At 60.1% G+C, this 25,438-nt stretch carries 21 protein-coding genes and 6 pseudogenes; 10 read left to right on the top strand and 17 right to left on the bottom strand.

Features of this window, described 5'->3' with window-relative positions; translation table 11 throughout:
- Positions 1 to 42 precede the first annotated feature (42 nt).
- Both P5W99_RS25805 and P5W99_RS25800 read left to right on the top strand, forming a co-directional pair.
- Positions 43 to 813 (top strand): annotated as a pseudogene (locus P5W99_RS25805) (transposase); the annotation flags it as partial.
- A 12-nt stretch (positions 814 to 825) separates the two neighbouring features.
- Positions 826 to 1,047 (top strand): annotated as a pseudogene (locus P5W99_RS25800) (integrase core domain-containing protein); the annotation flags it as partial.
- Between the two features lie 56 nt (positions 1,048 to 1,103).
- Here the strand turns inward: P5W99_RS25800 and P5W99_RS25795 are convergent.
- The 4 genes from P5W99_RS25795 to speB all read right to left on the bottom strand — a co-directional run bounded on the left by P5W99_RS25795 (position 1,104) and on the right by speB (position 5,439).
- Positions 1,104 to 2,498 carry a purine-cytosine permease family protein gene (locus tag P5W99_RS25795; protein WP_434665411.1) on the bottom strand — a complete coding sequence of 465 codons (1,395 nt, stop codon included), beginning with the start codon at positions 2,496 to 2,498 and terminating at the stop codon, positions 1,104 to 1,106.
- A 174-nt stretch (positions 2,499 to 2,672) separates the two neighbouring features.
- Positions 2,673 to 3,158 (bottom strand): arginase family protein, encoded by a 486-nt coding sequence (locus tag P5W99_RS25790; RefSeq protein ID WP_434664938.1) that lies wholly within the window; start codon positions 3,156 to 3,158, stop codon positions 2,673 to 2,675.
- A gap of 143 nt (positions 3,159 to 3,301) precedes the next feature.
- On the bottom strand, positions 3,302 to 4,318 hold the full coding sequence (locus P5W99_RS25785; protein WP_434664937.1) for a taurine ABC transporter substrate-binding protein: 1,017 nt from the start codon (positions 4,316 to 4,318) through the stop codon (positions 3,302 to 3,304).
- A 152-nt stretch (positions 4,319 to 4,470) separates the two neighbouring features.
- A complete protein-coding gene (gene speB / locus P5W99_RS25780; RefSeq protein WP_434664936.1) occupies positions 4,471 to 5,439 on the bottom strand; it encodes an agmatinase in 969 nt (322 codons plus the stop codon).
- Between the two features lie 162 nt (positions 5,440 to 5,601).
- Between speB and P5W99_RS25775 the strand changes: the two genes are divergently transcribed.
- Positions 5,602 to 6,519 (top strand): LysR family transcriptional regulator, encoded by a 918-nt coding sequence (locus P5W99_RS25775; RefSeq protein WP_434664934.1) that lies wholly within the window; start codon positions 5,602 to 5,604, stop codon positions 6,517 to 6,519.
- A gap of 122 nt (positions 6,520 to 6,641) precedes the next feature.
- On the opposite strand, the pseudogene P5W99_RS25770 reads toward P5W99_RS25775, so the two are convergent.
- From P5W99_RS25770 to P5W99_RS25760, 3 genes and pseudogenes are all read right to left on the bottom strand, one after another.
- Positions 6,642 to 7,026: pseudogene (locus P5W99_RS25770) on the bottom strand (IS3 family transposase); the annotation flags it as partial.
- 231 nt (positions 7,027 to 7,257) lie between these two features.
- Positions 7,258 to 8,088 carry an IS21-like element helper ATPase IstB gene (istB, locus tag P5W99_RS25765; protein ID WP_434664932.1) on the bottom strand — a complete coding sequence of 277 codons (831 nt, stop codon included), beginning with the start codon at positions 8,086 to 8,088 and terminating at the stop codon, positions 7,258 to 7,260.
- Positions 8,085 to 8,414, bottom strand: coding sequence for a hypothetical protein (locus P5W99_RS25760; RefSeq protein WP_434664930.1), 330 nt, complete (start codon positions 8,412 to 8,414; stop codon positions 8,085 to 8,087). Before P5W99_RS25760 ends, istB begins: the two co-directional genes overlap by 4 nt.
- 21 nt (positions 8,415 to 8,435) lie before the next feature.
- On the opposite strand from P5W99_RS25760, the gene P5W99_RS25755 reads away from it, so the two are divergent.
- The gene (locus P5W99_RS25755; RefSeq protein WP_434665409.1) at positions 8,436 to 8,792 is read left to right on the top strand and encodes a hypothetical protein; all 357 of its coding nucleotides are present in this window, start codon (positions 8,436 to 8,438) and stop codon (positions 8,790 to 8,792) included.
- Between the two features lie 163 nt (positions 8,793 to 8,955).
- Positions 8,956 to 9,231, top strand: a pseudogene (locus tag P5W99_RS25750) (IS110 family transposase); the annotation flags it as partial.
- Between the two features lie 578 nt (positions 9,232 to 9,809).
- Here the strand turns inward: P5W99_RS25750 and P5W99_RS25745 are convergent.
- The 4 genes from P5W99_RS25745 to P5W99_RS25730 all read right to left on the bottom strand — a co-directional run bounded on the left by P5W99_RS25745 (position 9,810) and on the right by P5W99_RS25730 (position 14,138).
- Positions 9,810 to 10,844, bottom strand: coding sequence for a porin (locus P5W99_RS25745; RefSeq protein WP_421027709.1), 1,035 nt, complete (start codon positions 10,842 to 10,844; stop codon positions 9,810 to 9,812).
- Between the two features lie 766 nt (positions 10,845 to 11,610).
- Positions 11,611 to 12,384, bottom strand: a complete 774-nt coding sequence (locus P5W99_RS25740; protein ID WP_421027708.1) for a cyclase family protein — start codon at positions 12,382 to 12,384, stop codon at positions 11,611 to 11,613.
- 38 nt (positions 12,385 to 12,422) lie between these two features.
- Positions 12,423 to 13,352: a 3-keto-5-aminohexanoate cleavage protein gene (locus P5W99_RS25735; RefSeq protein ID WP_434664928.1), complete on the bottom strand. Its 930-nt coding sequence runs from the start codon at positions 13,350 to 13,352 to the stop codon at positions 12,423 to 12,425.
- Positions 13,353 to 13,424: 72 nt separating this feature from the next.
- A complete protein-coding gene (locus P5W99_RS25730; protein ID WP_421027706.1) occupies positions 13,425 to 14,138 on the bottom strand; it encodes a hypothetical protein in 714 nt (237 codons plus the stop codon).
- Positions 14,139 to 14,322: 184 nt separating this feature from the next.
- Here P5W99_RS25730 and P5W99_RS25725 point away from each other — a divergent pair, with 184 nt between their 5' ends.
- On the top strand, positions 14,323 to 14,925 hold the full coding sequence (locus tag P5W99_RS25725) for a TetR/AcrR family transcriptional regulator (RefSeq protein WP_434664926.1): 603 nt from the start codon (positions 14,323 to 14,325) through the stop codon (positions 14,923 to 14,925).
- Between the two features lie 337 nt (positions 14,926 to 15,262).
- Here P5W99_RS25725 and P5W99_RS25720 read toward each other — a convergent pair whose 3' ends face one another.
- Both P5W99_RS25720 and P5W99_RS25715 read right to left on the bottom strand, forming a co-directional pair.
- Positions 15,263 to 15,901 (bottom strand): RES family NAD+ phosphorylase, encoded by a 639-nt coding sequence (locus tag P5W99_RS25720; RefSeq protein ID WP_421027704.1) that lies wholly within the window; start codon positions 15,899 to 15,901, stop codon positions 15,263 to 15,265.
- Positions 15,901 to 16,539: a hypothetical protein gene (locus P5W99_RS25715; RefSeq protein ID WP_421027703.1), complete on the bottom strand. Its 639-nt coding sequence runs from the start codon at positions 16,537 to 16,539 to the stop codon at positions 15,901 to 15,903. The genes P5W99_RS25720 and P5W99_RS25715 overlap by 1 nt, the downstream gene beginning before the upstream one ends.
- A gap of 593 nt (positions 16,540 to 17,132) precedes the next feature.
- Here P5W99_RS25715 and P5W99_RS25710 point away from each other — a divergent pair.
- Positions 17,133 to 17,192, top strand: a pseudogene (locus tag P5W99_RS25710) (hypothetical protein); the annotation flags it as partial.
- 7 nt (positions 17,193 to 17,199) lie between these two features.
- Here P5W99_RS25710 and P5W99_RS25705 read toward each other — a convergent pair.
- Together P5W99_RS25705 and P5W99_RS25700 are read right to left on the bottom strand one after the other, a co-directional pair.
- A pseudogene (locus tag P5W99_RS25705) lies at positions 17,200 to 17,367 on the bottom strand (IS6 family transposase); the annotation flags it as partial.
- 213 nt (positions 17,368 to 17,580) lie between these two features.
- Positions 17,581 to 18,942 carry an amino acid permease gene (locus tag P5W99_RS25700; RefSeq protein ID WP_434664924.1) on the bottom strand — a complete coding sequence of 454 codons (1,362 nt, stop codon included), beginning with the start codon at positions 18,940 to 18,942 and terminating at the stop codon, positions 17,581 to 17,583.
- Between the two features lie 274 nt (positions 18,943 to 19,216).
- Here P5W99_RS25700 and P5W99_RS25695 point away from each other — a divergent pair, with 274 nt between their 5' ends.
- A complete protein-coding gene (locus P5W99_RS25695; protein ID WP_421027701.1) occupies positions 19,217 to 20,554 on the top strand; it encodes an MFS transporter in 1,338 nt (445 codons plus the stop codon).
- 107 nt (positions 20,555 to 20,661) lie between these two features.
- On the opposite strand, the gene P5W99_RS25690 is transcribed toward P5W99_RS25695, so the two are convergent.
- Together P5W99_RS25690 and P5W99_RS25685 are read right to left on the bottom strand one after the other, a co-directional pair.
- Positions 20,662 to 21,027, bottom strand: a complete 366-nt coding sequence (locus tag P5W99_RS25690; protein ID WP_421027700.1) for a BON domain-containing protein — start codon at positions 21,025 to 21,027, stop codon at positions 20,662 to 20,664.
- 94 nt (positions 21,028 to 21,121) lie between these two features.
- On the bottom strand, positions 21,122 to 22,348 hold the full coding sequence (locus P5W99_RS25685) for a porin (protein WP_421027699.1): 1,227 nt from the start codon (positions 22,346 to 22,348) through the stop codon (positions 21,122 to 21,124).
- 372 nt (positions 22,349 to 22,720) lie between these two features.
- Between P5W99_RS25685 and P5W99_RS25680 the strand changes: the two genes are divergently transcribed.
- Both P5W99_RS25680 and P5W99_RS25675 read left to right on the top strand, forming a co-directional pair.
- Entirely contained in the window at positions 22,721 to 23,860 is a 1,140-nt protein-coding gene (locus P5W99_RS25680; protein ID WP_421027698.1) for an acyl-CoA dehydrogenase family protein, read from the top strand.
- Between the two features lie 437 nt (positions 23,861 to 24,297).
- Positions 24,298 to 25,368 carry an MBL fold metallo-hydrolase gene (locus P5W99_RS25675; RefSeq protein WP_421027697.1) on the top strand — a complete coding sequence of 357 codons (1,071 nt, stop codon included), beginning with the start codon at positions 24,298 to 24,300 and terminating at the stop codon, positions 25,366 to 25,368.
- Positions 25,369 to 25,438: the final 70 nt, after the last annotated feature.

Raw genomic sequence — 25,438 nt, 5'->3', positions numbered from 1 at the left:
AACTCTAACCGATTCGCCGCCCCTATTTGCACCGGAACCTTTCGCGGCAAGTCCGATACCACTGACGCCGAAAGCGCTGCACGCGCTGTTCTCTCGGGCAAGGCCGCAGCGATCCCAAAGGACAAATTGGGCGCCGCGGAGGCCATGCGAGCTGTCACCGTCGCACGGCGAAGTGCTGTTAAGGCTAACACCCAAGCCATCAATCAGCTGAGAAGCCTACTCGTCAGCCCGCCGCAAGACATCCGCGAACGCCTTTCGAGCACGAAGATGGCCGAATGCGTTGCGAACTGCGCTCGAGTTCGGTCCCTGGGGAACACTCCCATGTTGCAGACTCTGGCCGCCACGCTTCGCCTGCTGGAAAAACGGTGGATAGCTCTTGAGGAAGAACTGAGGGCTCTTGATGCAATGCTGGAGAAGCTTACCAGCCAGTACGCCCCTCGGCTTAGAGAGCGCTTCGGTGTCGGACCTCACACTGCCGCGATACTGGTTACGGTTGCCGGTGACAACCCTGAACGCCTCAAAAATGAGGCTTCTCTCGCAGCGCTTTGTGGAACAAGTCCTCTCCAGGCTCCATCTGGGAAAACAGTACGGCATCGATTGAATCGCGGGGGAAACCGTTCCGCGAACAACGCGCTATGGACCATAGCGATAGTGCGCATGCGTAGTGATCCGAGGACGAAAGCGTATGTGCAGCGTCGAAGCCATGAAGGTATGTCGAACAAGGAGATTCATCGCTGCTTGAAACGGTACATAGTGCGAGAACTTTACCCTCTCATTCTCGCCGATCTAGCTGAATCCAAAGCCTTCGCTTGACATAGGAGCGTCAACGCCTTGGCTGAAACGATCAACGGCTTGTACAAGGCTGGACTGATTCATCACCGCGCCTGGAAAACGCGGGAATCCGTTGAGCTGGCAACGTTGGAGTGGGTGGCCTGGTTCAATCATCATCGATTGATGGAACCCCTCGGCTATATCCCGCCCGCCGAAGCTGAGGCAAACTACTATCGGCAACTTGAAACAGCTGCCGCTGAACCCGCATTAACTTAAACCAACCAGCCTCCACGATTCCCGGGGAGGTTCAGTGCTCAACATAGACCGGCAGACTACGACTCGGCATGGTCGGCTTTATCCGGCAGGATCAGCGCCTGAGGCACGTTCGCTTTACTGCCCGTGAAGGAATAAATCACCGCTGGAACAACTAGACCAACGATCCAAGATATATCGACTCCGCCGAGCGCCCCCACCCACGCACCGGTATAGAAGCTGGTCGCAATGAAGGGCATTTGCACCGCTACACCCACCACATAGACTGTCATACCCTTAGCATTCCACCGACCATAGCGGCCGTGCGGGTTGAAGAGCGCTGGCACGTCGTAGCGCTCCTTGGTGACAAAGTAGTAGTCAACCAGGTTGATCGCGCTCCAAGGGGTAAGGAAAGCAAGTAGGAACAATAGGAAAGAGGAGAATTTCTTAAGAAAGTCATGCTCCCCAGCCGCCAAAGCGAGCGCCGTAGAAAACCCCACCATGACTACTACGAAAAAGAATTTTGTACGGCCTGAGATGGTCCGCTGACCGCCAAGTCCGGTTAGGATGGCGGCGACCGACATGACGCTTCCATAAGCATTCAACGTTGTGATCGTGAGTTTGCCCAAGACGATCGTCAAATAGAGCAAAACCGCGGCTACCCCAGTTGCGCCCAGGTCTACGATAAAGCTCACCTCATGTCCGGCGAACTGGTTGCCCGCCAACGCAGCGGCAAAGACACCGAAAACCATTGAGATCTGCGAACCCAGCACTGAACCAATGCCCACCGCGAGGAATGTCTTCAACGCCGAGGTGGAGCGAGGCAGATAGCGCGAGTAGTCGGCCACATATGGCCCGTAAGCAATCTGCCATGACGCGGAAAGGGAAACGGCCAACAGGAAGTGACCCACGTCGAAGCTGCGATTCTGAAGTAGCGCACCAAGGTCATGTCCGTGTAGTAGACTCGCGAACAAGTAAAGGAAAGCCACAATTCCAATCACACTGGAGACTCGCCCCATGAAATGGATGGTGCGATAGCCGAAAGTAGCGAGCATGATCACCAGACCTGAGAACAGCAAAATCGCGCTGGTGTTGTTGATACCCATCAGATGGCTGAGTGCTTGACCGGACAGAACCATGCCGCCCGCTGAGAAGCCGACATACATGATGGAAACGAGCACCAGGGGCAAAATGGCACCGTAAACTCCGAACTGGACTCGGCTGGAAATCATCTGTGGGAGCCCGAGCTGAGGCCCTTGCGCGCCATGTAGTGCCATCACGGCGCCACCCAGGGTCTGTCCAATCAGGAGGCCAATTAGGGACCAAAACACATCGCCACCAAGCACCACTGCCAGTGCACCAGTTACCACAGCGGTAATCTGGAGATTGGCGCCAAGCCATAGGGTAAACTGACTAGCCAGTTTGCCATGTCTTTCCGATTCTGGGATGAAGTCGATCGAGCGGCGCTCAATCAACCGAGCGGAAGTCGTGCTAGACGTTAGGCTTGGGGCTTGGCGCGGACTTGCGGGCGAAGTTGTGGAGGATTCCGCGCCGAATTTCGTAGTATCCAACTTTGTCTCCTGTGTAGATGGCTTACCTAGCTGTCGTCGACGGCTGGTAGTCCATTTCTTGTTCATATATTCGGGTGGTTAGCGACGCTTTTGCTTGCTGATGTTGTCAGCCAGGACGCACAGGATCTCGAACATCAACGTGGCAGCGACCAATACCGTATTGCCACTTGGGTCAAACGGCGGCGACACCTCGACGACATCACCTCCGATGAGATTAAGGCCCCGCAGTCCACGAATCATGGCCTGAACCTCGATCGTTTTCAGCCCACCGATTTCTGGCGTGCCGGTACCCGGCGCATACACGGGGGCTAGTGCATCAACATCCAATGTCACATAAGCTCGACCGCTGCCGACTACCCTCCTGGCTTCCAGGATTACGTTCTCAATACCCATTGATCGGAATTCATCGATGTCGATGACTCGAATACCCTGACGTACGCCCCAATCACTTTCACGGCCGTTGTACAACGCCCCGCGAATACAGAGTTGCACTATCCGATTTGGATCCAGTAAACCCTCCTCGATAGCACGACGAAATGGGGTGCCATGCGTGTAAACGTACAAGAGAAATTCGACGTCACGCTGAGCTTGGCTTCGATCGGTGGGATGCTCCTGTGTCCGAACCTCTTCATCTCGCGTGCCTGACCGTTCCAAGCCATTAACGCAACACAACCGACAAGACGGCCGCAGCTAAGCGTCGGGCCGTTTCAATGGGAAAGAAATTCGGAGTACTGAGGAGCTACGTTCTTCTCGAAATTCACCGACACCGACTGGATGCGCCCACTGGAGTTCAGCACCTTGGCTGTGTTGACGAGAGTCTTGTAGGTTGGCGAGTTCTTTACGCCGGTGCCTCGGCCCATGACCTTCGGCGTTGTCTGGTCGGCACCCGAGAACAGCTCGTAGCCGGCCAGTTCCCTCTGCGCGACAGGCACAGTCACACCCATGACGCGAGCCATGTCGGCAACCGCTTTGTCACGCTCCTTTATCGTCATCTGATAGCCCTGGTCCATGGCGACCACAAAGCCACGCACCAGCGCCGGATGTGCCTTCGCCCAGTCGGCGCTGGCGATGCACACGTTATAGCTCGAGGCTTCGCGCGGCAGGTCGCCGTCGGTCTTGATCACCTTCCCTCCGGCCTCCCGCAGAGTAGTGAACACCGGATCCCAGACGATCGCTGCGTCGATAGCGCCAGTCACCCACGAGGTACGCATCTGCGGCGGCGCCATGTTGATCTGCGTGACCGCCGAATACGGCACGTGCGCCTCGGCTAGGAAAGTGGCCAGTTCGAACGAGGCTTGCGAGCCCGCGACAATTGCAATCTTCTTGCCCTGCAGTCCGGAGACGTCCTTGATGCCGCTTTCGGGTTTGACGACGATACCGGCCGCGTCGATGTAGCGCTCCTGGTTGTACACGATGGTCATCGGCAGACCCTGCGCGATTGCCGTGACGACGGGTGGAATGCCGATGACGCACATGAATGACAGGCTGTTCGACGCCAAAGCGGTCATTGCCGCCGGCCCCGAGCTGAACATCTTGTACTGCACGTCGGCGTCCATGTTGCGCTCGAACATGTGCTCGGCCATCGACACCATGAACGGATCGATGGCCTCCTCATAGCCGATGATGACATGCGGCTTTTCCTCGGCATGCGTTACGCTCGAGGTGAAATAACTTGCAGCAAAGAGGGCTAGGAGAGCAGTAAGCGCCGATTGCGTCCCTTTCATTTTCCGTCTCCCCCGATTGAATTCGCCCAGTTGTAAGTCGAAGAAGGATCGCATCGCATTATCTCCTCGGGAAAAAACATAAAAAGGCCGACCGCTTTCCGGCCATACGGTATCGTCACGATCGATCGGCGGCACATGGACCGGTCGCCCAATTACCTGCGCCGCTTAATGCTATCGGCCAGGACGCAGAGTATTTCGAACATCAGAGTGGCGCCAACGAGAGCAGTATTGCCGCTCGGATCGAATGGCGGTGACACTTCGACCACGTCGCCTCCGACGAGGTGGAGACCGCGCAACCCCCGGATCATTTGTTGTGCCTCAAGAGTCGTCAGCCCGCCGATTTCCGGCGTACCGGTGCCGGGCGCGTAGACCGGGTCCAGCGCATCCACGTCAAACGTCACGTAGGTCGGGCCATCGCCCACGACGCGTCGAGCTTCCGCGATGACCGCATCGACACCCATGGCGCGGAATTCGTCGATGTCGATCACCCGAATACCTTGGCGTTCGCCCCAGTCGTTTTCGCTGTCGTTGTAGAGTGCCCCCCTAATACCGATCTGCACTGTGCGCTTCGGGTCCAGCAAGTCTTCCTCAACGGCGCGCCGAAACGGCGTGCCGTGCGTATAAGGGTTATCACCGAAATACCGATTCCATGTGTCCGTGTGCGCATCGAAGTGCACCATACCGATTGGCTGGCCTTTGGCCAGCGCACGCATGATCGGCAGCGTCACTAAGTGATCTCCACCCACCGAAAGAGGCACGATGCCGGCCTTGTAGACTTCGTTGTAAAACGCGGTAATGCGGTTGAGCGAATCATTCAGGTCGACCGGGTTGACGGGCGTGTCCCCGAGGTCGGCACAATTGCACAGTTCGAACGGATTGATGCCGCTCGCACGGTTGACGTTACGAACCATGGTGGACACGTCGCGTACCTGGCGCGGCCCGTGGCGTGCGCCGGGTCGGTTAGTCGTACCGCCGTCCCATGGCACGCCGATCAGGCCGATGTCCACTTCGCGGATATGCTCGTCCGTCAGAGGCGTATACGGCAGCCGCATCAAAGTGGCCAGGCCCGAATACCGGGGCATGACGGTGCCGGTGATCGGCGCGAATCGGTTTTCACTCATGGAAACTCCTTGCGGTCAGTGACGTGGGGGGTGTGGCATTATTGGCAGGCCCGCATCGCCGGTTGAATCCCATTCTTTCGAACTTTAGTTTTGGGTTTGCCGAACCATCATCATCTGATCGGCCGCCGCTTTTTCTCATCGAAACGCCAAGGAGCTTGCCCTGTGATTCAGGTCACCGACTTCGATTTGCGCCTGCTACGGATCTTCAAGACTGTGACGGATTGTGGAGGATTTTCCGCCGCCGAATCTGCGCTCAACATGAATCTGTCCACCATTAGCACGCACATGGCGGACCTCGAGGGGCGCATCGCGATTCGGCTGTGCGAGCGGGGCCGGCGTGGCTTTCAGTTGACCGATGGTGGACGCTCGCTGTATCAACTCGCCGAGAAACTGCTTGATTCCGTCGAAGATTTCCGGGCCGGGATTGGCGCGCTGCAGCAGCGTATCAGTGGTGAGCTGTCCATCGGCGTCGTCGACAATACGACAAGCGATTCGCACTCCCGCGTTGCCGCCGCGATCCTGGCAGTCAAGCAGCGGGGCGCCGACCTGCATATCAAGCTAAGAATAATGTCGCCTAGGGAAATCGAGGACGCCGTGCAGGAACGCAAGCTGCATGTGGGTATCGGGCCGTTTCGAAACAGGCTGCCCGGTTTAGACTACGAACGACTATATACCGAGGAACTCTGCCTGTATTGCGGCCAGGGGCATCCGCTTTTTGAGTCCGCCCCGTTGCAGGTCCAACTCGATGACCTGCGCGGGCTGGACTACGTGTCGCGTGGCTACATGCGCGAATCGAGGGAGCTTGGCGTGGCAACCGACTTCCGAATCGCGGCTACGGTCTACCACATGGAGGCTGTCGTGATTCTCGTGCTATCCGGAAAATTCCTGGGCTACCTGCCGCAGCACTACGCGGCGCAGTGGGTCGATCAGGGGAGAATCCGTCCGCTGCGTCCCGACCTGCTTAACCACCGTGCGGAGTTCAGTTTCGTCACTCGCAAAGACCGCGAGCTGACCATCGCGACCCAGGTGCTGATTGATGCTTTGCGGGTCGGTAGGTCGGCCAGTACCGCTGGCGCATAGCCTCGATGCTGTTAGAGCCCCATTGAAAATCGGTCCAGGATGTGGTTTCAATGTGGGATGTCGGATGTGGGAAAGAGACTAATGACTTTGCCCCTGTTTCACGAATCCCATAGCTGAATCCATCAGGCCGCTTGCCCTCGCTGAGCGGCCCGATTCTTCTCGAACTTCATGGGGATGACGTAGTTCAATGTCGAATGGAGTCGGCGGGCATTGTAGAAACCAAGCCAGTCGACGATTTCATTCATCGCAGCGCGCCGCGTCGCGAAGTGCCGACCCTGCAGTCGTGCGACCTTCAGCGAACCCAACAGGCTTTCGGTCGGCGCATCCCACCGATCGCCACGCCGGCTTCGGGGCGGCGCCGGAACCATGCCATACGCGTCCATGCGGCTGCATTGACCAGCGCACCACCTGCCGGCTGAACAGGTCGCTTAGGACGGCTATATACAGCAAGCCTTCGGCTGTCGCCACATACGTGATGTCGCTCGTCCAGACGTGATTCGGCGCTGTCTGTGGCGCGACAATCTGGATGAGACGCGCGACAAACAAGATGAGAATGTCACAGCGAGGTTGATGAAGCCGATGTTGATTGACGCTGGCAAGCGATTATTGGTTGACGCCCACTTGTTGATTGACGCTGTCGAGCGTCGGGTGCGCTGCGCGTCAATCAGGATAAGAACAGCGCGTCAGTCGGTGAGATCGATTGCGTAACGACGACATTCGGTTGTGAGCTGTTTGTCATTACTGTTCCTCCGTGCGCGGCTGTACGCCTACGTTGTTCGGTGTCGCGAAACTGGCCGGACGCCCCGGACCCTGCTGCTTGCGCTGCAGAGCGGTGCGCCGTCGATAGCTTTCGACGTTGAGCTCGAAGACGGTCGAGTGATGGACGAGCCGGCCGACGGCAACCACCGTCATGGTCGGGTCGGGGAAGACCTTGGTCCATTCGCCAAACGGCTGATTGGCAGTCAGGAGAACCGAACGCCGCTCGTACCGTGCGCTGATCAACTCGAACAGTACCGACGTCTCCGCCTGGTCCTTGCTGACGTACGCGAAATCGTCAAGGATAAGGAAATCGAAACGATCCATGCGGTTGATAGCAGATTCGAGAGCCAGCTCGCTCCGCGCAACCTGCAAGCGCTGCACGAGGTCGGTGGTGCGGGCGAACAGAACCTTCCAGCCCTTCTCAAGCAGGCTCAGTCCGATGGCCGACGATAAGAGCGACTTGCCCCCGCCGGGCGTCCCCATAAGAATCAGGTTTGCGCCGTTGCGCAGCCAGCCGTCGCCAGCGCAATGCGCCGAGACGTGCGCCCGGGACACCATCGGCACCGCATCGAAATCAAAGTTCTCCAGCGTCTTGCCCGGCAGCAGTCTGGCCTCCCTGAGGTGGCGTTCGACACGGCGTCGATCGCGCTCAGCGAGCTCGTGCTCGGCCAGCGCCATCAGCAGGCGTGCCACAGGCCAGCATTGCGTGCCGGAACGCTCGGCAAAGCCCGACCAGATCTGCTTGATGGCAGGCAGCCGCAAGTCATTGAGCAGCGGCGACAGGCGGGTGGCGTCGAAATCGGGGCTCATGCTGCCACCTCCGTTTCCACGTCAAGCAGGACTTCGTAGTCGCTCAGCGCAGCCAGCTGAACGTTTACCTTCGGCATGCTCGCGGGCTTCGCTTCAAAACGCGAACAAAGCGCGTCCAGATCAGGCAACTGGGCGTCGGCCACGCACTGCTCGAGCGCCTGTGCCAGCTGCGCCTCGCGGTTGCGCTCGTGGGCGAGGTTGAGCAGTTCGACCATGGTCTTGCATGCCTCGCGTTGCGTCAGCTGTTCGAGCAGACGATCGAAGGTCAATCGATAGGCTTCGCGCGGAAAAATCTGGTCGCGGTAGACCAGGTTGAGCAGCGCCATGGGCTTGCGGCGTAGCGCGTTCTGCTCTTTATCGGCGTAGCGCTAAACTATGCGGCACCTACGGAGGTTTTCAACTGGTTGAGCTCCATCTCCGCTTTTAGCTCCATCTGGACATGGGGAATTATCCTGCTGGCGCACATTGGCTTTCGCCGCAACGCTTCCCGCAAGGAAGTCCAAACGAGCGCAGTCCGGATGCCACTCTTTCCCATTTCGTCTTACGTCGCAGGCGCCTTCTTGATTGCGGTGCTGGTGGTTATGGCATTCAATCCTGGCATGCGCGTGGCACTCGTTGTCGGCCCGTCGTGGATTGGATTGCTCGTCGTCTTCTACTACGCGCGCATCGTCCGTCGACTTCCTTCCGAACAGACCGCGGGTTAACGACAGACGTCAAGTTACGGCCTGAACAAACATTTGTTCAGGCCACACCATTTTGTCTAAGAGGCCAGTTAAAAAATTCCTGTGAGATCCTATGAAGCATTCCGGCCATTGACAAGCTGACGCCTAAAATCAGCGTGCCGAGGTTTGCTCACGGGAGGGCATCATGCGTACCGAACGGGCATATACGGGCGGTCAGGAGCTGGTGGTGGCGGCGTAACTCAGGCTTGCTGCAGCGAAGTGAAAGGTGGCGCTGCACGATGGCTGGCGCGAGCAGCCGGCCGTTCACACAGTCGCGCAGCCACGAGCCGCCACGCGCCTGCAGGCGGTGCTCGATGTGATCGAACAACAGAGGCTGAAATGGTCGTTGCCGACCGGCGTGCGGCTCGTCGTCAGCTACGAAGCTGGCCAGGACGCGTTCTGGATCTGTCACGCGTGCAGGCATGCGCGAGTCTCGCTTCGAGATAGCGCACCAGCAATGCATATGCGTAAGGTCTGTCACGTGTTTGCCAACCGGACCGGATTTGCCCTGATCAATCAGGGCCGCCAACCTTGCATCCTGGGCTTGACCATACAACATGCTTCGATTCCCAAGTTGATTACGCGATGCGCTCGAGTTTTCCCGAGACTCCGACATGCAACGATGCGGTAATGATAAGTGTTCGTATCACATCAGCCTAGTACCGGAAAAAGTCCTTCGAGATCACTGCGTCATATATAGTATAACGAAACATTATGTGATTCGAAATTTTAGTCACCATTGGTTCTTTCCTGCTACCCGAAGACGCGACGGCTTCTGGTCAGCTGTTCTTCTCGCTTGAAGTACCGCAAACACCCGTGGATTCGAGCCGCCGCATTAATGTGCGGCGGCGTTTTTCCCTTACGGCCTGCTGCAACCGTCAGTTGCGTGTCAGCGCCGGGCGCCCACCGTACCGGCGGACAGACGGCATATATCCAATCATCGAAATGTCGAGCAATAGTTCGTTTGGGCAGATCAAATAACTGCATGCACCATAACCGTCAGAAGGTTTGCCGCATGCCGATGTTCGCGCCAGCCGTGGTGCCCCGAACACCATACAGCGCACCATTGAGCGAGAGACCGGTATCCATCGCACCGTGGTTATTAACGACCGCCACCTGCGCGTATAGCGCCGTACGTTTGGAAACAAAATACGTCGCCCCGACCGCGCCCATTAGCGAGTGATTCTCAGTGTAGTTTCGGTCGCTCGTGTACCAGACGCCACCGTTCACGTCCAACTGCGGCGCGGCATACCAGTCGAGACCACCGCTGTAGACATTGGAATTAAACGATTGCGCCACCTTGTAGTTTACGAACTGCACCTTCGCCGTAACCACGCCGAACTTCCAGGTCGCGCCGAACGTGCGCCCCCAGAATTCGACATTGGAAGGAACCGGCGTCTGAACCGCTCCACCTCCATTGCCGGAATAAACTGCGGCGTTGAGTAGCAGCGTGCCGTTCTCATACTCGAGTTTCGCTGAGTATTGCCGCCCCGCCTGAAAATCGCCGGACCTGCCGCCGAATGCAAATAGCGCACTCCCCTGGAACCCGTAAATCCGTGGGCTCGTATAAGCAATGCCGTTCGAATTGAATATTCCTGTGGCGAGCACGCCATCCGCATAATTGATGACACCACTTCCAAACTGGGAAAAGCCACGCGCGTCGGTCTCGTAAAGCGCAAGAAAAAACGGAGAGAACTGCAGGCCGATGGTGGCCTCGCCATACGGACCAGAAAGTGCGACGTACGCCTGACGTCCGAACAGGTTGCCGTTCGAATCGTTGAACGCTCCATTCATTACGCTCACGCCGCTTTCGAGCCTGAACTTCGCTTTGAGACCACCACCAAGGTCTTCGGTGCCATAGAGGCCAAACTGCGTCGGCTCCGCCCCTGAATCGATCGCCGAAAACTGGTGCCCTTCGTTCTGACCGCCCGCGCCAGCCGTCTTGCTGGTGTATAACAACCCGCCATCCATCAGACCATAGAGCGTGACGCCACTCTGCGCATGTACGACACCCATCGACAGTACGCTCGCCATACACAGGCTCAACCTGCAGACAATTTTCCCTTTCCAGCGCATCCTATGTCTCCTCTCATTTCCTGTAATTTCGGAATTCTAACGTTCTAGGTTGAATCTATGAAGAATACCCTCCGACTTCAATGACATCATTTACCTGGAGCTCGGTTCACACCCTCCGAGGGGAGGTTACCCAGTACTACTCCTGTAGGGATTTTCCTGTGTCAGCAGTTGTTGTAGTGCGGAAAATAGCGACTCGGTAGCATCAACCCGCGGTGGGAGTTCGTCGAGCAAGCCAATCGGCATCCCGGCTGCGTGATCGATTTGTGCATCCATATTCTCAGTATCCTGATTGTTGAATTGATCGATGTTGACTTTACAAATTTACAAATTACCGCAGTGTAAGTCCCACTTTTCGATAGGCTTCAGGGTCGTGGTTTCCCACCGCCCTGCTATCCAGGCTACGGGTCGCCTGACTTATTACCCCGGCAGGACTAACTCCTGCTGAACACACCAGCCCGAGCTGGGCGCACACATACATGGAGCGCTTTCGAAACTCGGCTACTCTCTTGTCTGCTGGAACATCTACAGGCGTACAGAGCGGGATTTTTGAGCCGGCTCTTATAAAAGACGCCTTTTTCGGCGACAAACAACTTCAATTCCCGCTTCGGGCTGTGCACAGCGCGATCCCGCTGGCGCACCCCATTGTTCATCGATATTCCGGAACCTCTGTCGGATTCCATGTGTTCGGGAAGCGTGCCGCAACAACAGGCTCAGATACCGCGGATCATTCGTCGAAGATCGCCACCGCGCGCGTCCATCCGGCCGAAGCACCCCGGATCTTCACCGGGAAACAGGCGATGCGAAAACCATGTGATGGCAGCGATTCGAGATCGTGCAGCTTCTCCAGATGGAAGTAACCGATATCGCGCCCCGCCTTGTGCCCTTCCCAAATCAGGCTCGCGTTGCCCGTCTCGCTGTATTTCCTGGCCGTATGAACGAAGGGTGCATCCCAGCTCCAGGCGTCGGTACCCGTCAGCCGCACACCGCGCTCGAGCAGGTACAGGGTCGCCTCATAACCCATCCCGCACCCGGAGGCGACGTAATCGTCCTCCCCATACCGCGCGCCTGCACGCGTGTTTACGACGACGATATCGAGCGGCTTGAGCGTGTATCCGATCCGTTCGATCTCAGCCTCCACTTCTGCAGCGCTGACGACATGCCCGTCCGGAAGATGCCTGAAGTCCAGTTTTACGCCCGGCCGGAAACACCAGTCGAGCGGCACCTCGTCGATCGTGGTGGCTCGCTCGCCCTTGTTCATGGTCGAATGAAAATGGTAAGGCGCGTCCAGGTGCGTGCCATTGTGCGTAACCAGTTCGACTTTCTCGATCGACCACGCTTCGCCATCGGGCAGATCGCGCTCAGTGAGGCCCGGAAAAAACGGCAGCAACTGCCCCGTGGTCGCGTGGTGATCGAAATACGTAATCCTGGGCGCGAACGCGGGCGGGTCAGACACCACGTCGTTTTCCAGAAAGATCGAAAGGTCGACTATCCTGTTCATGGCAGCTATCCGTCCTCTTTGTGTAAAGCGCAACACGCTCAGAATGCGACGGCGTGGGCACCCTTGAGCCCGAGCATGGCCCGTGCGTCCTCAGGTGTTGCAATGTCCAGCGACAATTCGTCGAGCACGCGCCGGATTTTGCGGACCTGATCGGCATTGCTCCTCGCCAGTTCGCCGCGCGCAAGGAACAGGCTGTCCTCGAGCCCAACGCGCACGTTCGCGCCCATGATCGCGCCGTATGTCGCCAGCGGCATCTGGTGACGTCCCGCGCCCAGCACCGACCAGTGATAGTCCCCGCCGAACAGGCGGTTCGCCGTTTGCCGCATATAGGCGACGTTGTCCGGCTCGGGCCCGATGCCACCGAGGATGCCGCAGATCGTCTGAATCAGGAATGGCGGCTTCACCAGGCCGGCGTCGACAAAGTGAGCCAGGTTGTACAGGTGGCCCACGTCGTAGCACTCGAATTCGAAGCGCGTCCCGCAGCCCTCGCCCAGTTCCTTCAGGATCCGCGCGATGTCCTTGAACGTGTTTCTGAAGATCGTGTCCTCGGTGCCCTCCACATAGGGCTTTTCCCAGTCGTACGTCCAGGTGTCGATCTTGCGCGCCGCCGTATGAATCGAGAAGTTCATCGACCCCATGTTCAGCGACGCCATCTCGGGTCTCGCCCTCAGCGGCGGCGCCAGGCGCTCTTCGAGGGTCATCTTCGTACTGCCGCCGGAAGTCAGGTTGATGATCGCGTTCGTGCGCGCCTTGATCTGCGGGAGAAACTGCATGAAAACGTCCGGGTCAGCGCTTGGGCGGCCGTCGGCCGGGTCGCGCGCGTGCAGGTGAAGAATGGCCGCGCCCGCCTCGGCCGCCTCGATGGCCTCCTGTGCGATCTGATCGGGCGTCAGGGGAAGATGCGGCGACATGCTCGGCGTATGCACAGCGCCGGTCACGGCACATGTGATGATGACTTTTCTGGACATTGAAAGAATTCCTCAACTTAATGGACTACTAATTGATTGGCGTACTCGCGTGAGCCACGATGCCGCACGCCGTTATGTGTTGACGCAGAGCGCCAGCGACATCAGGTCAGTCTTGCGTGTTCTCGAGAGAACGTACAGTTCGAACCAGTTGTTCCACTCGACGATCAGGTGATCGGAGTGGCCGCGTATGAGTTGCGCCGGCGCGCTCGACGGCCAATAAATCTCGAGCTTCGCGTCGAATCCTGCCGACGTGTCCCTGAACTGATGCAGCAAATATCCGAGGGTCTCGCCGTCTGCCGATTCAACACGCCCCATCATGCGATGCGGCATTCCGGAATCCAGCTCAATCGGGATGCCATTCCATTCATCGAGACGGCGCAGTCTCAGGAGCGCGGGCGACGTGGTATGGCCCGGCACTTCCAGAATGCCCACGCGGCCATCGGGCAGCAATAGCGCCCCCAGGTGCTCGGGGTGCGCGCGCAGCATGGCGAGGCCGTCCGGGCCGGCATACGCACTCCAGAACCAGTCGATGAACTCGGCGCCGTTTCCCGCCGCGATGTGCGCTTGCGCAACGGACTGCGTAAAACGGCCATCCGCGCGCAGCGCCCATTCCTTCGTTTCCGATTCGTGCGCGGCAATCTCCGGCGCGAACAATTCCGCCATGCCCTCGGCGCCCAGTTTCTCCATCAGCATGGCCATCATGTACCGCGCCCTTTTTACCTCGATCTGAAGAATCTCATGGCTGGCCACTTCGGTCCCGGAGCGGAAAAACGTCACTGATTTCATTGGAGCCTCCACAGGGCTATTGATCGAGTCGCTATGGTTCCTCATCCATCTCGTTAACGCAAGTATACTTGCATTAGCGTTTACCACGTACCTGCCCGGAACTCGTCGCCGGGGCAGCCCCTGATTCGAGATCGGCCCCGATGATCAGGCCGGCCGGCGCCGGTTCCGCGTGTAAAATCGGCCTATGCCAAAGTCAGTCGAACAAGAATCGCCGCCGCCGCGCCGCCGCCTGGGCGGCCGCAGTGCCCGCGTCCGTGATGCGGTGGTATCGGCCACGATTACCCAGTTGCAGGAGGTGGGTTTCGAGGGGCTCACCATTGCGGCAGTCGCCGAACTCGCCGGTGTGAACGAGACTTCGATCTACCGCCGCTGGAAGAGCAAGGAAGGGCTGATGATGGAGGCCGTCTTCGAGCTCTTCGCCGAGAACATCGCGATTCCCAATCGAGGCTCGCTACAGTCAGATCTCGTCGCACTCATGTCAGCGACTGCGCGCTACTTGCGCACGGGCGTGGGCAGGGCCGCCATTCAGTTCGTGCTAGCCACGTATGGCGACCCGGGCGTGACGGATGAATTGCGCAAGTTGTGGACGGACCGTTTCTCGTCGGTCCAGCCCGTTTTCGAACGCGCCACGCAACGAGGTGAATGGCCGCCGAGCGCGGATCCCATGCCGATGCTCCACTGCCTCATTGGTGCCGTCTATCTGCGAACGTTTATGCTGCGCGAACGCCTCACGACCCATCAGCTTCGGGAGCTGGCCGTCTGGCTACTTCGCGGGCGAGAAGTCTGAACGTGCGCCGGCATGGCCTTCGCGTTGTGCCACGCTACGTATCACGCAACCATACAAGCACGGCCGCGATGATGCAGTCGCAGCACGTAACGTCAACTTGAAAGGCGCCAAGCCGAGGTCATCGCCTTCATTCGCATGGGCAACAGCCCTTGCGTCGCCTGAAGACATCTTGGGTGTGCTGAGCACTTTAGACCGTTAGTTGCTTTCTGACGGCTGACCACGCCCCGAGGATCATTTGACAGAACCCCGCATAATTATCGAAGTTTATGAAATGTATCCTAACGTCGATTTGGTCGTACGACGAGCATATCCGCCCAGCGCCGGACGCGTCGTCAGATCAGATGACGTTAAGCCTCAGGCTATCTGCAAGTTGCAGCACCTTCGTCCGTAACGGATCGACAGCCATCGACTCGTCGCTGACGACAGTGAGGCGTGAGGATGGGAGCCGCTGGCCGAACAGCATCACGCAACGGCCCGAATCATCCCTGCGCGAGCCGTAGGCAATGGCCTGCGCGCCCGGGCACTGGTCGTATGCCGCCTGAGACCATTTCCGTGTCGAGTCGTAGACGGCCGGCAGGCTGTCTATCAGGTCCGCCCGTGTGAGGTCCAGGGCCGGAAGGTGTGGCGTGTGAAAACTGACGCACTGGATCGGATCCGGAATGGTGAGCCTCGCGAGCCGGAAGTGCTTCAGCCGGTCGAGGTCAAAGACGCCCGGCGGACGCAACGGCAAGTCATGGAACAGCGACTCCATGACAGCGCTGGCGAATGAGCTCGCCGCATAGTACGTATGGACCGGCGAGCCATCCGGACAGGAAATCGGCGCAAAGCGGGTATTGCCCCAGCCTTGCGCGAAGGTCGTCGCGGTCGTTGCATGGGGGTGCGTGCAGTACGCGTGATACCAGACCGGCACGTCTTCCCACGTGACGGACACGACGGTGAAGGCTTCCGCGCCGCCAGGCAAGTGCGGACCGGCCATCAGGCGACGTACCCGTGACTGGCGTGGCGCGCCGCCGCGTCGACCACCTCGTCGTGCCGGTCAAGGGCATCCCGTGGAGCCACAGGTTCAGCCTCCTGGTCGCCAGTGCCTGCGATCCATCCGTTCGGAAAATGAAACCAGGCCGCAATCTTCCAGCTGTCTGCGACCGGGCCCAGCGCCTCGAGGATGTCCTTGATAACGGGCAGCGGCTGGAACATCGCGTCGAACTGGTAGCCTGCGTAGTATTCCTTGCCGTTGAATGCCACGCTGAAGATCCGCCCCCGGCGCTTCCAGTCGCTCGCAGGCTGAGCCTTGTTGGTGGGCGGCGTTACCTGGAGCCGGTTGATTTCCTCCGCCGTCAGCCAGTCGCCTCGCGCAAAAACGTCGCGCATGGTCTTCTGGCGCCGGATGCGCTCCTCGATCAACGCGGGCGTCGGCGCTGCCAGGCCAGTGATCGCACGCGCAAGATCATCCGCGCGCAGGAACACCTGTGTCTCCCACTGGGGCGTGGCCAGAAGAACGGTCAGCAACTCCTGCATGCCCTTTTTAAGGGTGGAAGCGACGGCCGGATCGGTTCCCCGCGGGAGCGGCAAATTCAACACGACATCTGTGTTTGCGTCACCATGAACCTGAATCATGACCTCCTCCTGCAGCTTGCGAATCTGCCAACATTATAGACAATATCGGCAAAATCGCAATTTGTGGGCTCGGCCAGCCGCGAAACAATGGAGAGTCCTCCAGGGCAATATGTGGTCCCATTAACCTGCCACGGTCCCGTCGCATCGAGGCGCAGATGAGCGTCTCAGGCGGCACGGGCGAACCTGCCGTGCTCCAGGGTCTCGCGCCCCGCCACGCTCCCCTGCGGTGGACCTCCGCCCGAAGCACCGGGACGGGGCAAGCGCGGCCTCTGCGCTGCGCTTTGACCTCCCCAGTACGTGTGCAGATTGCGCCGGCGCGGGGGGCTGTCCGACTCTCCGCCGCGCCCGGCGACAACCTCGCCGCCATGTTCATCGGCGAGCGAGTCGCTACCGGCACGTCCAGGAGCCCCGTGTCACGCACGTATCGCTGGATTGCAACCCGGCTAGTGGGTGTCACAATGGCGGCAGGTCTCCCGGCTTTCACCCACGGCAACATGAATTCATAGCCGTCAGCGTGCGATGACCAGCTCCCGGCAACCTGATGGCATCATCTCCCCCGCGATCGCAGGAAGCACCGATACAGCAAACACGACATGGCACACGAGCGTTGCGAACAATGTGGCACCCTGACGCCGCCCTGGGACACGATACACTGCGGCTCCGGTGACGGCCGCTACGAGTTGCTTTGCAGCCCGCCATCATTTGTTCAAGATGGCGCAGGCTCAGCGGATACGCCACATACCACCGCACGCAGAGCAAGATGACGTCGAGCGGGTAGTGCAAGCGCTTGAGCACTTTTGCAACGGCCGGATTCAGGTTCCGTTTCATCGATCAAAGCGTTTGCCTTTACGCTGCCAGCATAACAGCTCGCCTTATCGCGACAAAACCGTGCTCGGCGTGGCTGTCTCGTATGCGTTGTTCCAGAGAAGCCCAATAGGCCGGCGACTCGCGGCGATGATTGCGGCGCCCCGCTCGCCGTCGCAGTCGGCTGAGTAGACGTCAACGTCAAGTCCTGCCACGAACGCCCGCTCCCGCCACGTGCTACTTCACGCGACACCGCTGCTGACGAACATAGCCCAAAGCAGCGAGTGCAGCTCCGGAGCCCAGCGTGGCAACAACTTCGCGACGATGATCCTGGCTACACATCATGACGGCAAACGCACCCGCAATCAGCGCCACCACAACGATTCCAAGGACCGGATGCAGCCACATTTTCACCTTCAGGCGGCCCTTGGCGGCGAGCATCTTGTGTAGCCGCAGTTGACTCACGGTAATGACAAGATAGACGAGCAACGCCATTGCGCCGGTGGTAGCCAGCAAGGCGTCGAAAACATACTTTGGCGCAAGGTAATTTGAAGCGCAGGCAAGAAAAGCGACGCAACTCGACACAATCACCGCATTGGCCGGCACACCGCTCGAAGTGGTCCGCGTCACCAAAGCCGGAGCCTGAACTCTTGTGCCAAGCGAGTACATCATTCTCGATGCCGTATAAAGCGCGGAATTCAGGTAGCTTCCGACTGCGACAAGAATGAGGCCGTCAGTGATAACGCGCGCATAGGGAACATGAAATACCCGAAGTACAGCTTGATAAGCGCCGAGACGCGTGAGATCAGGATCGTTCCACGGAATCACGCAAATGATAACCACGATGGAACCAATGTAGAAAAGCGAAATACGCCAGACGACGGAGGGGATCGCGCGTCCGATCTCCCTTGCGGGGTTTTCCGACTCTGCTGCCGCGATCGTCACCACTTCCGTGCCCAGGAAGGTAAACATCGTGGTGAGCAGCGCGCCAGCGATCGGTGCCATACCACGCGGGGCGAATCCTCCGTGTTCGGTAAGCGTGCGCCAGGGCGTAAGGTGCACGGACGGAATCCACCCAGACATCGCCGCGACCCCGCATCCAATGAACATCAGAATGCCCGTCACCTTGATAATGGCAAACCAGAATTCCAGCTCGCCGTAGTTTTTCACGCTAGCGAGATTCGCAACCGTGAGCACAGCGGTCACGAACAATGAAAGCTCCCAAATGGGGATCTGGGGGAGCCATCCGTTCAGGATATTGGCGGCGGCAGTCGCTTCGAGCGGGACGACGAGGACCCAGAACCACCAGTACATCCAGCCGATCGTAAAGCCGGCCCAAGGGCCAATGGCCTTGTCCGCGTAGGTTGAAAACGAGCCTGAATCGGGCATTGCGCAGGCCATCTCCCCAAGCATGCGCATGACCGTGACGACGAGCAGGCTCGCGAAGATATACGCAAGCACCGCGGCAGGCCCGGCTTCCGCGATGGCATGGCCCGAGCCAACGAACAGGCCCGCGCCAATGCTTCCGCCAATCGAGAGCGTGACTACGTGCCGTTGCTTCAGTCCGTCTGAGAGCTTGCGCGATCCGGTCGTGTTCATGGACAACCGTTTTCGCGAAGACAAACCTGCGCCCTACCGCATCGCAGGGCGCATGAGCAAACACTGGTGTGCGCGATGCGGCGGGCCCGCACCATCCGTTACGCGCAGCACGCGCGCAGCTCACGGAAACCCTCTCTGACTCAGGATTTCCCTGCCCACCCCGTGTGGGTGGTACCCGCCGTTTCCCGCCACCGTACCGTGATCGCATCCGGCCGTTCGAGCGGCAATCCCGGCGTTTTCCGCGCTATAACATCCGATGCCACCGAGGCTCTCGATGACCATTCACACTCGCTACAACCCGAAGTCCGCATGGATCATGACCGCGCTGCTGACCGCCCTCGCCATGATCAACTTCCTCGACAAGATCGTGATTGGCATGGTCGCCGTGCCATTGATCGCCGAATTGCATTTGTCTCCGGCGGAATTCGGTTTAGTGGCCGGCAGCTTCTTCTGGTTGTTCTCCGTATCGGCTATCCTGGTCGGCTTTCTCGCCAACCGTTTTCCCACGCGCTGGATTCTGCTTGCCATGGGCGTTAGCTGGGCCGTGCTGCAATTGCCCCAGGCATTCGCAAGCAGCGCCGTGGCGTTGCTTGTCTGCCGTGTGGTGCTGGGCGCTGCCGAGGGGCCGTCGTTTCCGACCTCGGTGCATGCGATCTTCAAGTGGTTCCCGGACCGGCACCGCAACCTGCCCGTGGCGATCATCAACCAGGGCGCGGCCATGGGCATGATCCTCGCGGGCCTGGCCATTCCGCTCATCACGAAACACTGGGGCTGGCGCATGAACTTCTTCCTGCTTACCGCCATCGGCGTGATGTGGAGTGTGCTATGGCTCTGCTTCGGGCGCGAAGGCACGCTCGACGACGCGCCGCGCGCGCCAGGCGCCGCAGCCGCCACAAAAGTCAAAACCAAAGCCGAAGCCGAAGCGGCCGGCGTGCCTGACGCGCAACGGCAGCCCTATCTCAGGATGCTCACCGATCGTTCCGTGCTGTGCGTCTTTCTGCTCTGCTTTGCGGCCTACTGGCTGCTGGGCCAGACCATCACGTGGCTTCCCACGTGGTTCGAAAAAGGGCTCGGCTTCAGTGGCGTTACGGCTGGCCGCTGCTTCGCGCTGGTGATCCTCGCCATTGCCATGGGCAATATCGGCTTGAGCTGGCTTTCGCAACGGATGCTCAATGGCGGCGCGACCTCGCGTCAGGCGCGCGTGCAACTGATCTGCGTAGCGATGATTGTCGCCGCACTGCTCCTGATCGCTCTCATGCTCGTCGATCTTTCCGCTGCGGCGAAGGTGGTGCTGTATGCCGTGGCCGGCGCGCTGCCCGCCGTCTGCCTCTCGGTTACGCCGGCTCTACTCGCGGAAATGGTGCCCACGGCTCAACGGGCTTCGATGGTGGCCATCAACACCGCCGTTGCGAGCCTTGGTGCAGCCATCAGCCCCGGTGTCATGGGACGCATCGTGCAGGCGTATGGCAGCGGGACCAGTCACGCCTATGAGATCGGTTTCGTCGTAGGCGCGGCCTTGATGATCGGGGTTTCGCTCTGCGCGCTCAGGTGGCTACACCCGGCGCGTGCGCAACACGCATTGAAGGACGCCGCGGCGGCTGTTACGGCTTGAGCCACAACCCGAGCGCCACGCATCAACTCATCGCCCCATAGAAATGGAGGGATGAACGTTCCCGTTCATCCCTCCATTCAGTTCACCTCACCACCGCTGAAACGCCCTTATATCGACGAGAGCGTAAGCGCATTCTTCACCTGCTTGACGCCCTGCACGCCTTCGGCCACCTTGGTCGCCAGCTCGGCCTGCGATTGCTCGGGCACCTGGCCTTCGAGCGTCACGATGCCGTTGCGCGCGCGCACCGAAATCGTGGATACACGCAGGCCTTTGGTCTTGCTCAGCGCGCGCATCACGGCCTTCTGCAACGCGCGGTCGGCAGCCTTTGCGGCCTTGGCATCGCTGACGGCCCCTGCTCCCGAAGCGGGCCCCGTCGCCGGGGACGCGGTGTCGCCGTCTTGCGCATTGGCGCCAATCGACGTCAGCGCGATTAAAAATCCCGCAACCAGATATTTCATATGATTTGTCTTCATTGTTGTCCTCCATTGTCGTTGGGTCCGGCAACGCGCATCTCGGCAGGTGGCGCGCGGCATCGCGTGAAGCATGCCGCGCGCGTCAGCCGCCGTATCAGAACCGGTGTGTCATGCCCATCAAGGCGAGCACCTGCTTCGAGCCGCTCGCGGCCGCGATCGTGGGCCAGCTCACATTCGCGATGCCGTTGTTCTTTATGTATCCGGCGCGCATGTACACGCTCGTGCGCTTGGACAAGAAGTGTTCCGCGCCGATCTCGAAGCCGGGCGTGTTGTCGTCCACGCCTCGCACGTTGCGGTAAATTCCGGCGATCTCGATCACGTCGACCGGCGTGGCCTGAATGGTCGCGCCCGCCTCCATGATGCTGTACGGATGGACCAGCGCGGCAAGCGGCGCGATCGTGCCCACGCCTGGCGCGGTGACGCGGGAGCCGGCCGGCGGATCGCTCGGGCTGTTGTAGCTGTAGTTGAACTGCAGGTTCACGATGCCGATGCGATACGCGATGGCTGCGGAATAGTGCGCGGTCGAGACGAGATCGAAGGTGCTCGCGGGCAGCGGCTGGCCGGCCAGCGGCGTGCCGGCCGGGAACGTCCCAAGCGAAGCGGTTTCCTGGCCGCCGTGCTGGAACTGGTAGCCAAGGCCGACGAAGAGCCCGTATCCGGAATACGTGGCCGCGAGGTCGAGCATGTTGCCGGTTCGCATCACAATCGGCTGCGTCACCGTGGTGGCGAGCCCGTACATGCCGTAGAAGCGCAACCCGCGCCAATCCGGCGACTGATAGACGATCGAATTGCTGGTGCGGCCCGTCACGTATTGCGTGGCGAGCGTCGCCCGGTCGCGCGCGCCAGCGAGGACGACGGCCGAGATCGGCGAAATGAGCTCGTTGGCGCGGAACGGATCAGACGGATAGATCGCGATGAAGCTCGGCTGATATTGCCGGCCGAACGTAAGCTGCCCCCAGGCGTCGTCCTTGAGCCCGATCCACGACTGACGATAGAACAGCGCTGTCGAGTCGGCAAAGAACGTCCCGTTGTTGACGTTGAAGCCATTTTCCACATCGAAGATGGCTTTCAGGCCGCCGCCGAGATCTTCGGTGCCTTTGAGCCCGAACATCGACAGGTTCTGGCCGCCGCTTCGCTCCGAGTATGTATGACTGCCCGGCACATAGGCCGTGCCGGGGCCGCCTTTGGTGCCGGAGCCGTTCATCGAGTACTGCACGAACGCATCGACGACGCCGTACAGCGTCACGCTCGACTGTGCCGATGCGCTGCCCGCCGCCAGTATCAGCGCAGCGCCGTAAATGCTCCTGGTTACAAACCGCATGCACGTCTCCTCATTATGTTTGCCGCATCCAGTGGACGCGGAATGTCAAACCTGGCCAGTGCAGCCCCCTCCCACGGCTCGTCGGCCTGTCCGAATGAATTGGTCGGTTTCCTCATGGTGCCGGTGACGGGCAGCGATACACCTCCCCACCCGGAGTGGGACGGGAATACCCCGATAAACGCGTGCGAAACGGCGTGCGTGCTTGATATGAAGGACCCCGCACCCTTCTCGGGCGCGCACTCCCCCCCTTGCGCGGGTGGTGCCTGGGCCGATTGAGAGTCTCTATTCTTGGCTCATGGGGTTCGAGCCGGGCAGGCAGGCGGCTGCGCCCCCGCGCGAACGAACGCTGGCCCAATCTTCAGGACATCCGCAATGCACATTACCCGTACCGTTTTTCGTGACGATCATGAAATGCTGCGCACCACTGCGCGCCGCTTTCTGGAAAAGGAATGCCTGCCGAAACAGGCTGAATGGGACAAGGCCGGCAAGGTCGACCGCGAAACGTGGCTGAAGGCCGGCCGCGAGGGCCTGCTGTGCCTGACGCTGCCCACCGAGTACGGCGGTGGCGGCGGCGACTACGGCCATGCCGCAGTCATGAACGAGGAAGTCAACCGGCTCAACCTCTCCGGGCTCGGCTTTGGCGTGCACTCGGACATCATCGCCCCGTACATCGCGCGCATCGGCAACGAGGAGCAGAAGCAGAAGTGGCTTCCCGGCTGTTGCAGCGGCGAAACCATTCTCGCGATCGCCATGACCGAGCCCGGCACTGGCAGTGACCTGAAAGCGGTCCGCACGACCGCGATCCGCGATGGCGACGAATACGTCATCAATGGCAGCAAGACCTTCATCAGCAACGGCCTGAACGCCGACCTGATCATCGTCGTTTGCAAGACCGATCCCAACGCCGGCGCGAAAGGTGTGAGCCTGATCGTGGTGGAAGGGAACCGCGCGGGCTTCCGCCGTGGACGCAAGCTCGAAAAGGTAGGCCAGCATGCGCAGGACACGGCCGAGCTCTTCTTCGATGACGTGCGCGTGCCGGTCTCGAACCGTCTCGGCGAAGAAGGCATGGGCTTCGCCTATCTGATGGGCGAGCTGCCGCAGGAGCGTCTGTCGATTGCGATCGGCGCGGCCGCGCGCCTCGAAGCGAGCCTCGAGCACACGATCCACTACGTGAAGGACCGTCGCGCGTTCAACCAGACCGTGTGGGACTTCCAGAACACCAAATTCAAGCTGGCCGACATCAAGGCCCAGGCCATCGCCGTGCGCCTCATGGTCGATCACTATCTGGCCGAGCATATGAGCCGCCGCCTCACCCTCGAAGAAGCAGCCGTGGCCAAGCTCTTTGCCACGGAAACGCTCGGCAAGGCGCTCGACGAGATGGTGCAGTTGCACGGCGGCTACGGCTACATGCTCGAATATCACGTGGCCCGCGCGTTCGCCGACGCCCGTGTCACCCGCATCTATGGCGGCACGAGCGAAGTGATGCGCGACCTCATCTCACGCAAGCTCTGATTCAAAATGTCTGCATAACTGATCAAGTAGGCAGCGCATGGGCCGGAATGTTTTCGTTGCCGGCGGGATGATTCCGTTCAGGAAGCCGGGCGCCAGCGAAACCAGCGACGCGATGGGCGCAGCAGCCGCTGGCCTATGCGGCGCTCAACATGCCCGGCATGATTGCGCACGGCATGCTCACGATGGCGTGGCCCTGCCGCGGAGGCACGACCGAGTCGAACGCCCTCCACGCACAGACGATTGCCGTGGCCGGCAACGTGCAGTAAAGTTTCGGCGCGCTTCCACGCCTTCTGGCGCGACGCGGTTCGCGACCCGTGGCGGTGAACCGGCCCGTGCAAGGATGTTCCCGCGTTCTTGCACGGGCCGTTCTCGTGATGTCTGCCGGCTTGTTGCGGGACGCTCCAGATCGATGCGCGTACAACCATCATGACCATGCGATGAACGACGATACCGCTTCGCCCACGGCGCCCGGCGCCCTCGTCTATCCGTTCGACGCTCCGCCCGCGCCGGGCGGCACGCTCGAAGTCGCGCCCGGCGTGCACTGGATCCGCATGCCGATGCCTTACGAGCTCGATCACATCAATGTCTGGGCGATCGCGGAGGATGGCGGGTGGGCCGTGGTCGACACCGGCTTGCGCACCGACCCCGCCGCTGCCATCTGGAACGAGTGGCTCCAGCGCAGCGGCGAGCGACGCCGTGTGACGCGTGTGTTCGTCACGCACATGCATCCTGACCACGTGGGCATGGCCGGGTGGCTCACGCGCACGAACGACTGCCGCCTCTGGATGACGCGCGGCGAGTACTACAACTGCAGAGTGACGATGGCCGACACAGGCCTCGAAGCGCCCGACGACGCGATCCGCTTTTATCGGCAAGCGGGATGGAGCAATCGCGCGATCGATCTCTATCGGGCGCGCTTTGGCCGCTTCGGCCAGCATGTTCACGCGCTGCCGGCGAGCTTCCGGCGCCTTCGCGACGGTGAGGAAATCAGAATCGGCGCGCATGTCTGGCGCGTGATCACGGGCTCAGGGCACTCGCCCGAACATGCGTGTTTTTACTGCCCCGAACTCAATCTCGTGATTTCGGGCGACCAGGTGTTGCCTCGCATTTCATCGAACGTTTCGGTATATCCCATCGAGCCGGACGCCGACCCGATGGCCGACTGGTTTGCGTCGATCGAAAAGTTCAAGGCGCACGTGCCTGACGATGTGCTGGTGCTGCCGGCGCATAACGACTGTTTTCGCGGCTTGCATGCGCGGCTCGATCGGCTGGAGCGTGGGCAGCAACGCAGTCTCGAACGGTTGCGGCGCAGCCTGACGGAGCCCAGGCGCGCGGTGGATGTCTTCCCGACGCTGTTCGCGCGGCCGATTGGCGAAGCGCAGATCGGCGAGATGGGCCTGGCAACGGGTGAGAGTTTTGCTTGCCTGAACTACTTGATGCACCGCGGGGAGGTGACGAGAGAGCTGCGCGACGATGGCGCGATGTGGTATGCGATGGCGGGGCGATAAAAATCCGGACTTCGGCGTTGCAAGTGGAACATCGCCCCCGTCCGCTAACGGCACGTCGTACGCAATCAGG

The sequence above is a fragment of the Paraburkholderia sp. A3BS-1L genome (genome assembly GCF_051125215.1).
Lineage (GTDB): Bacteria > Pseudomonadota > Gammaproteobacteria > Burkholderiales > Burkholderiaceae > Paraburkholderia.
This window is presented reverse-complemented; position numbering and strand designations above follow the sequence as displayed.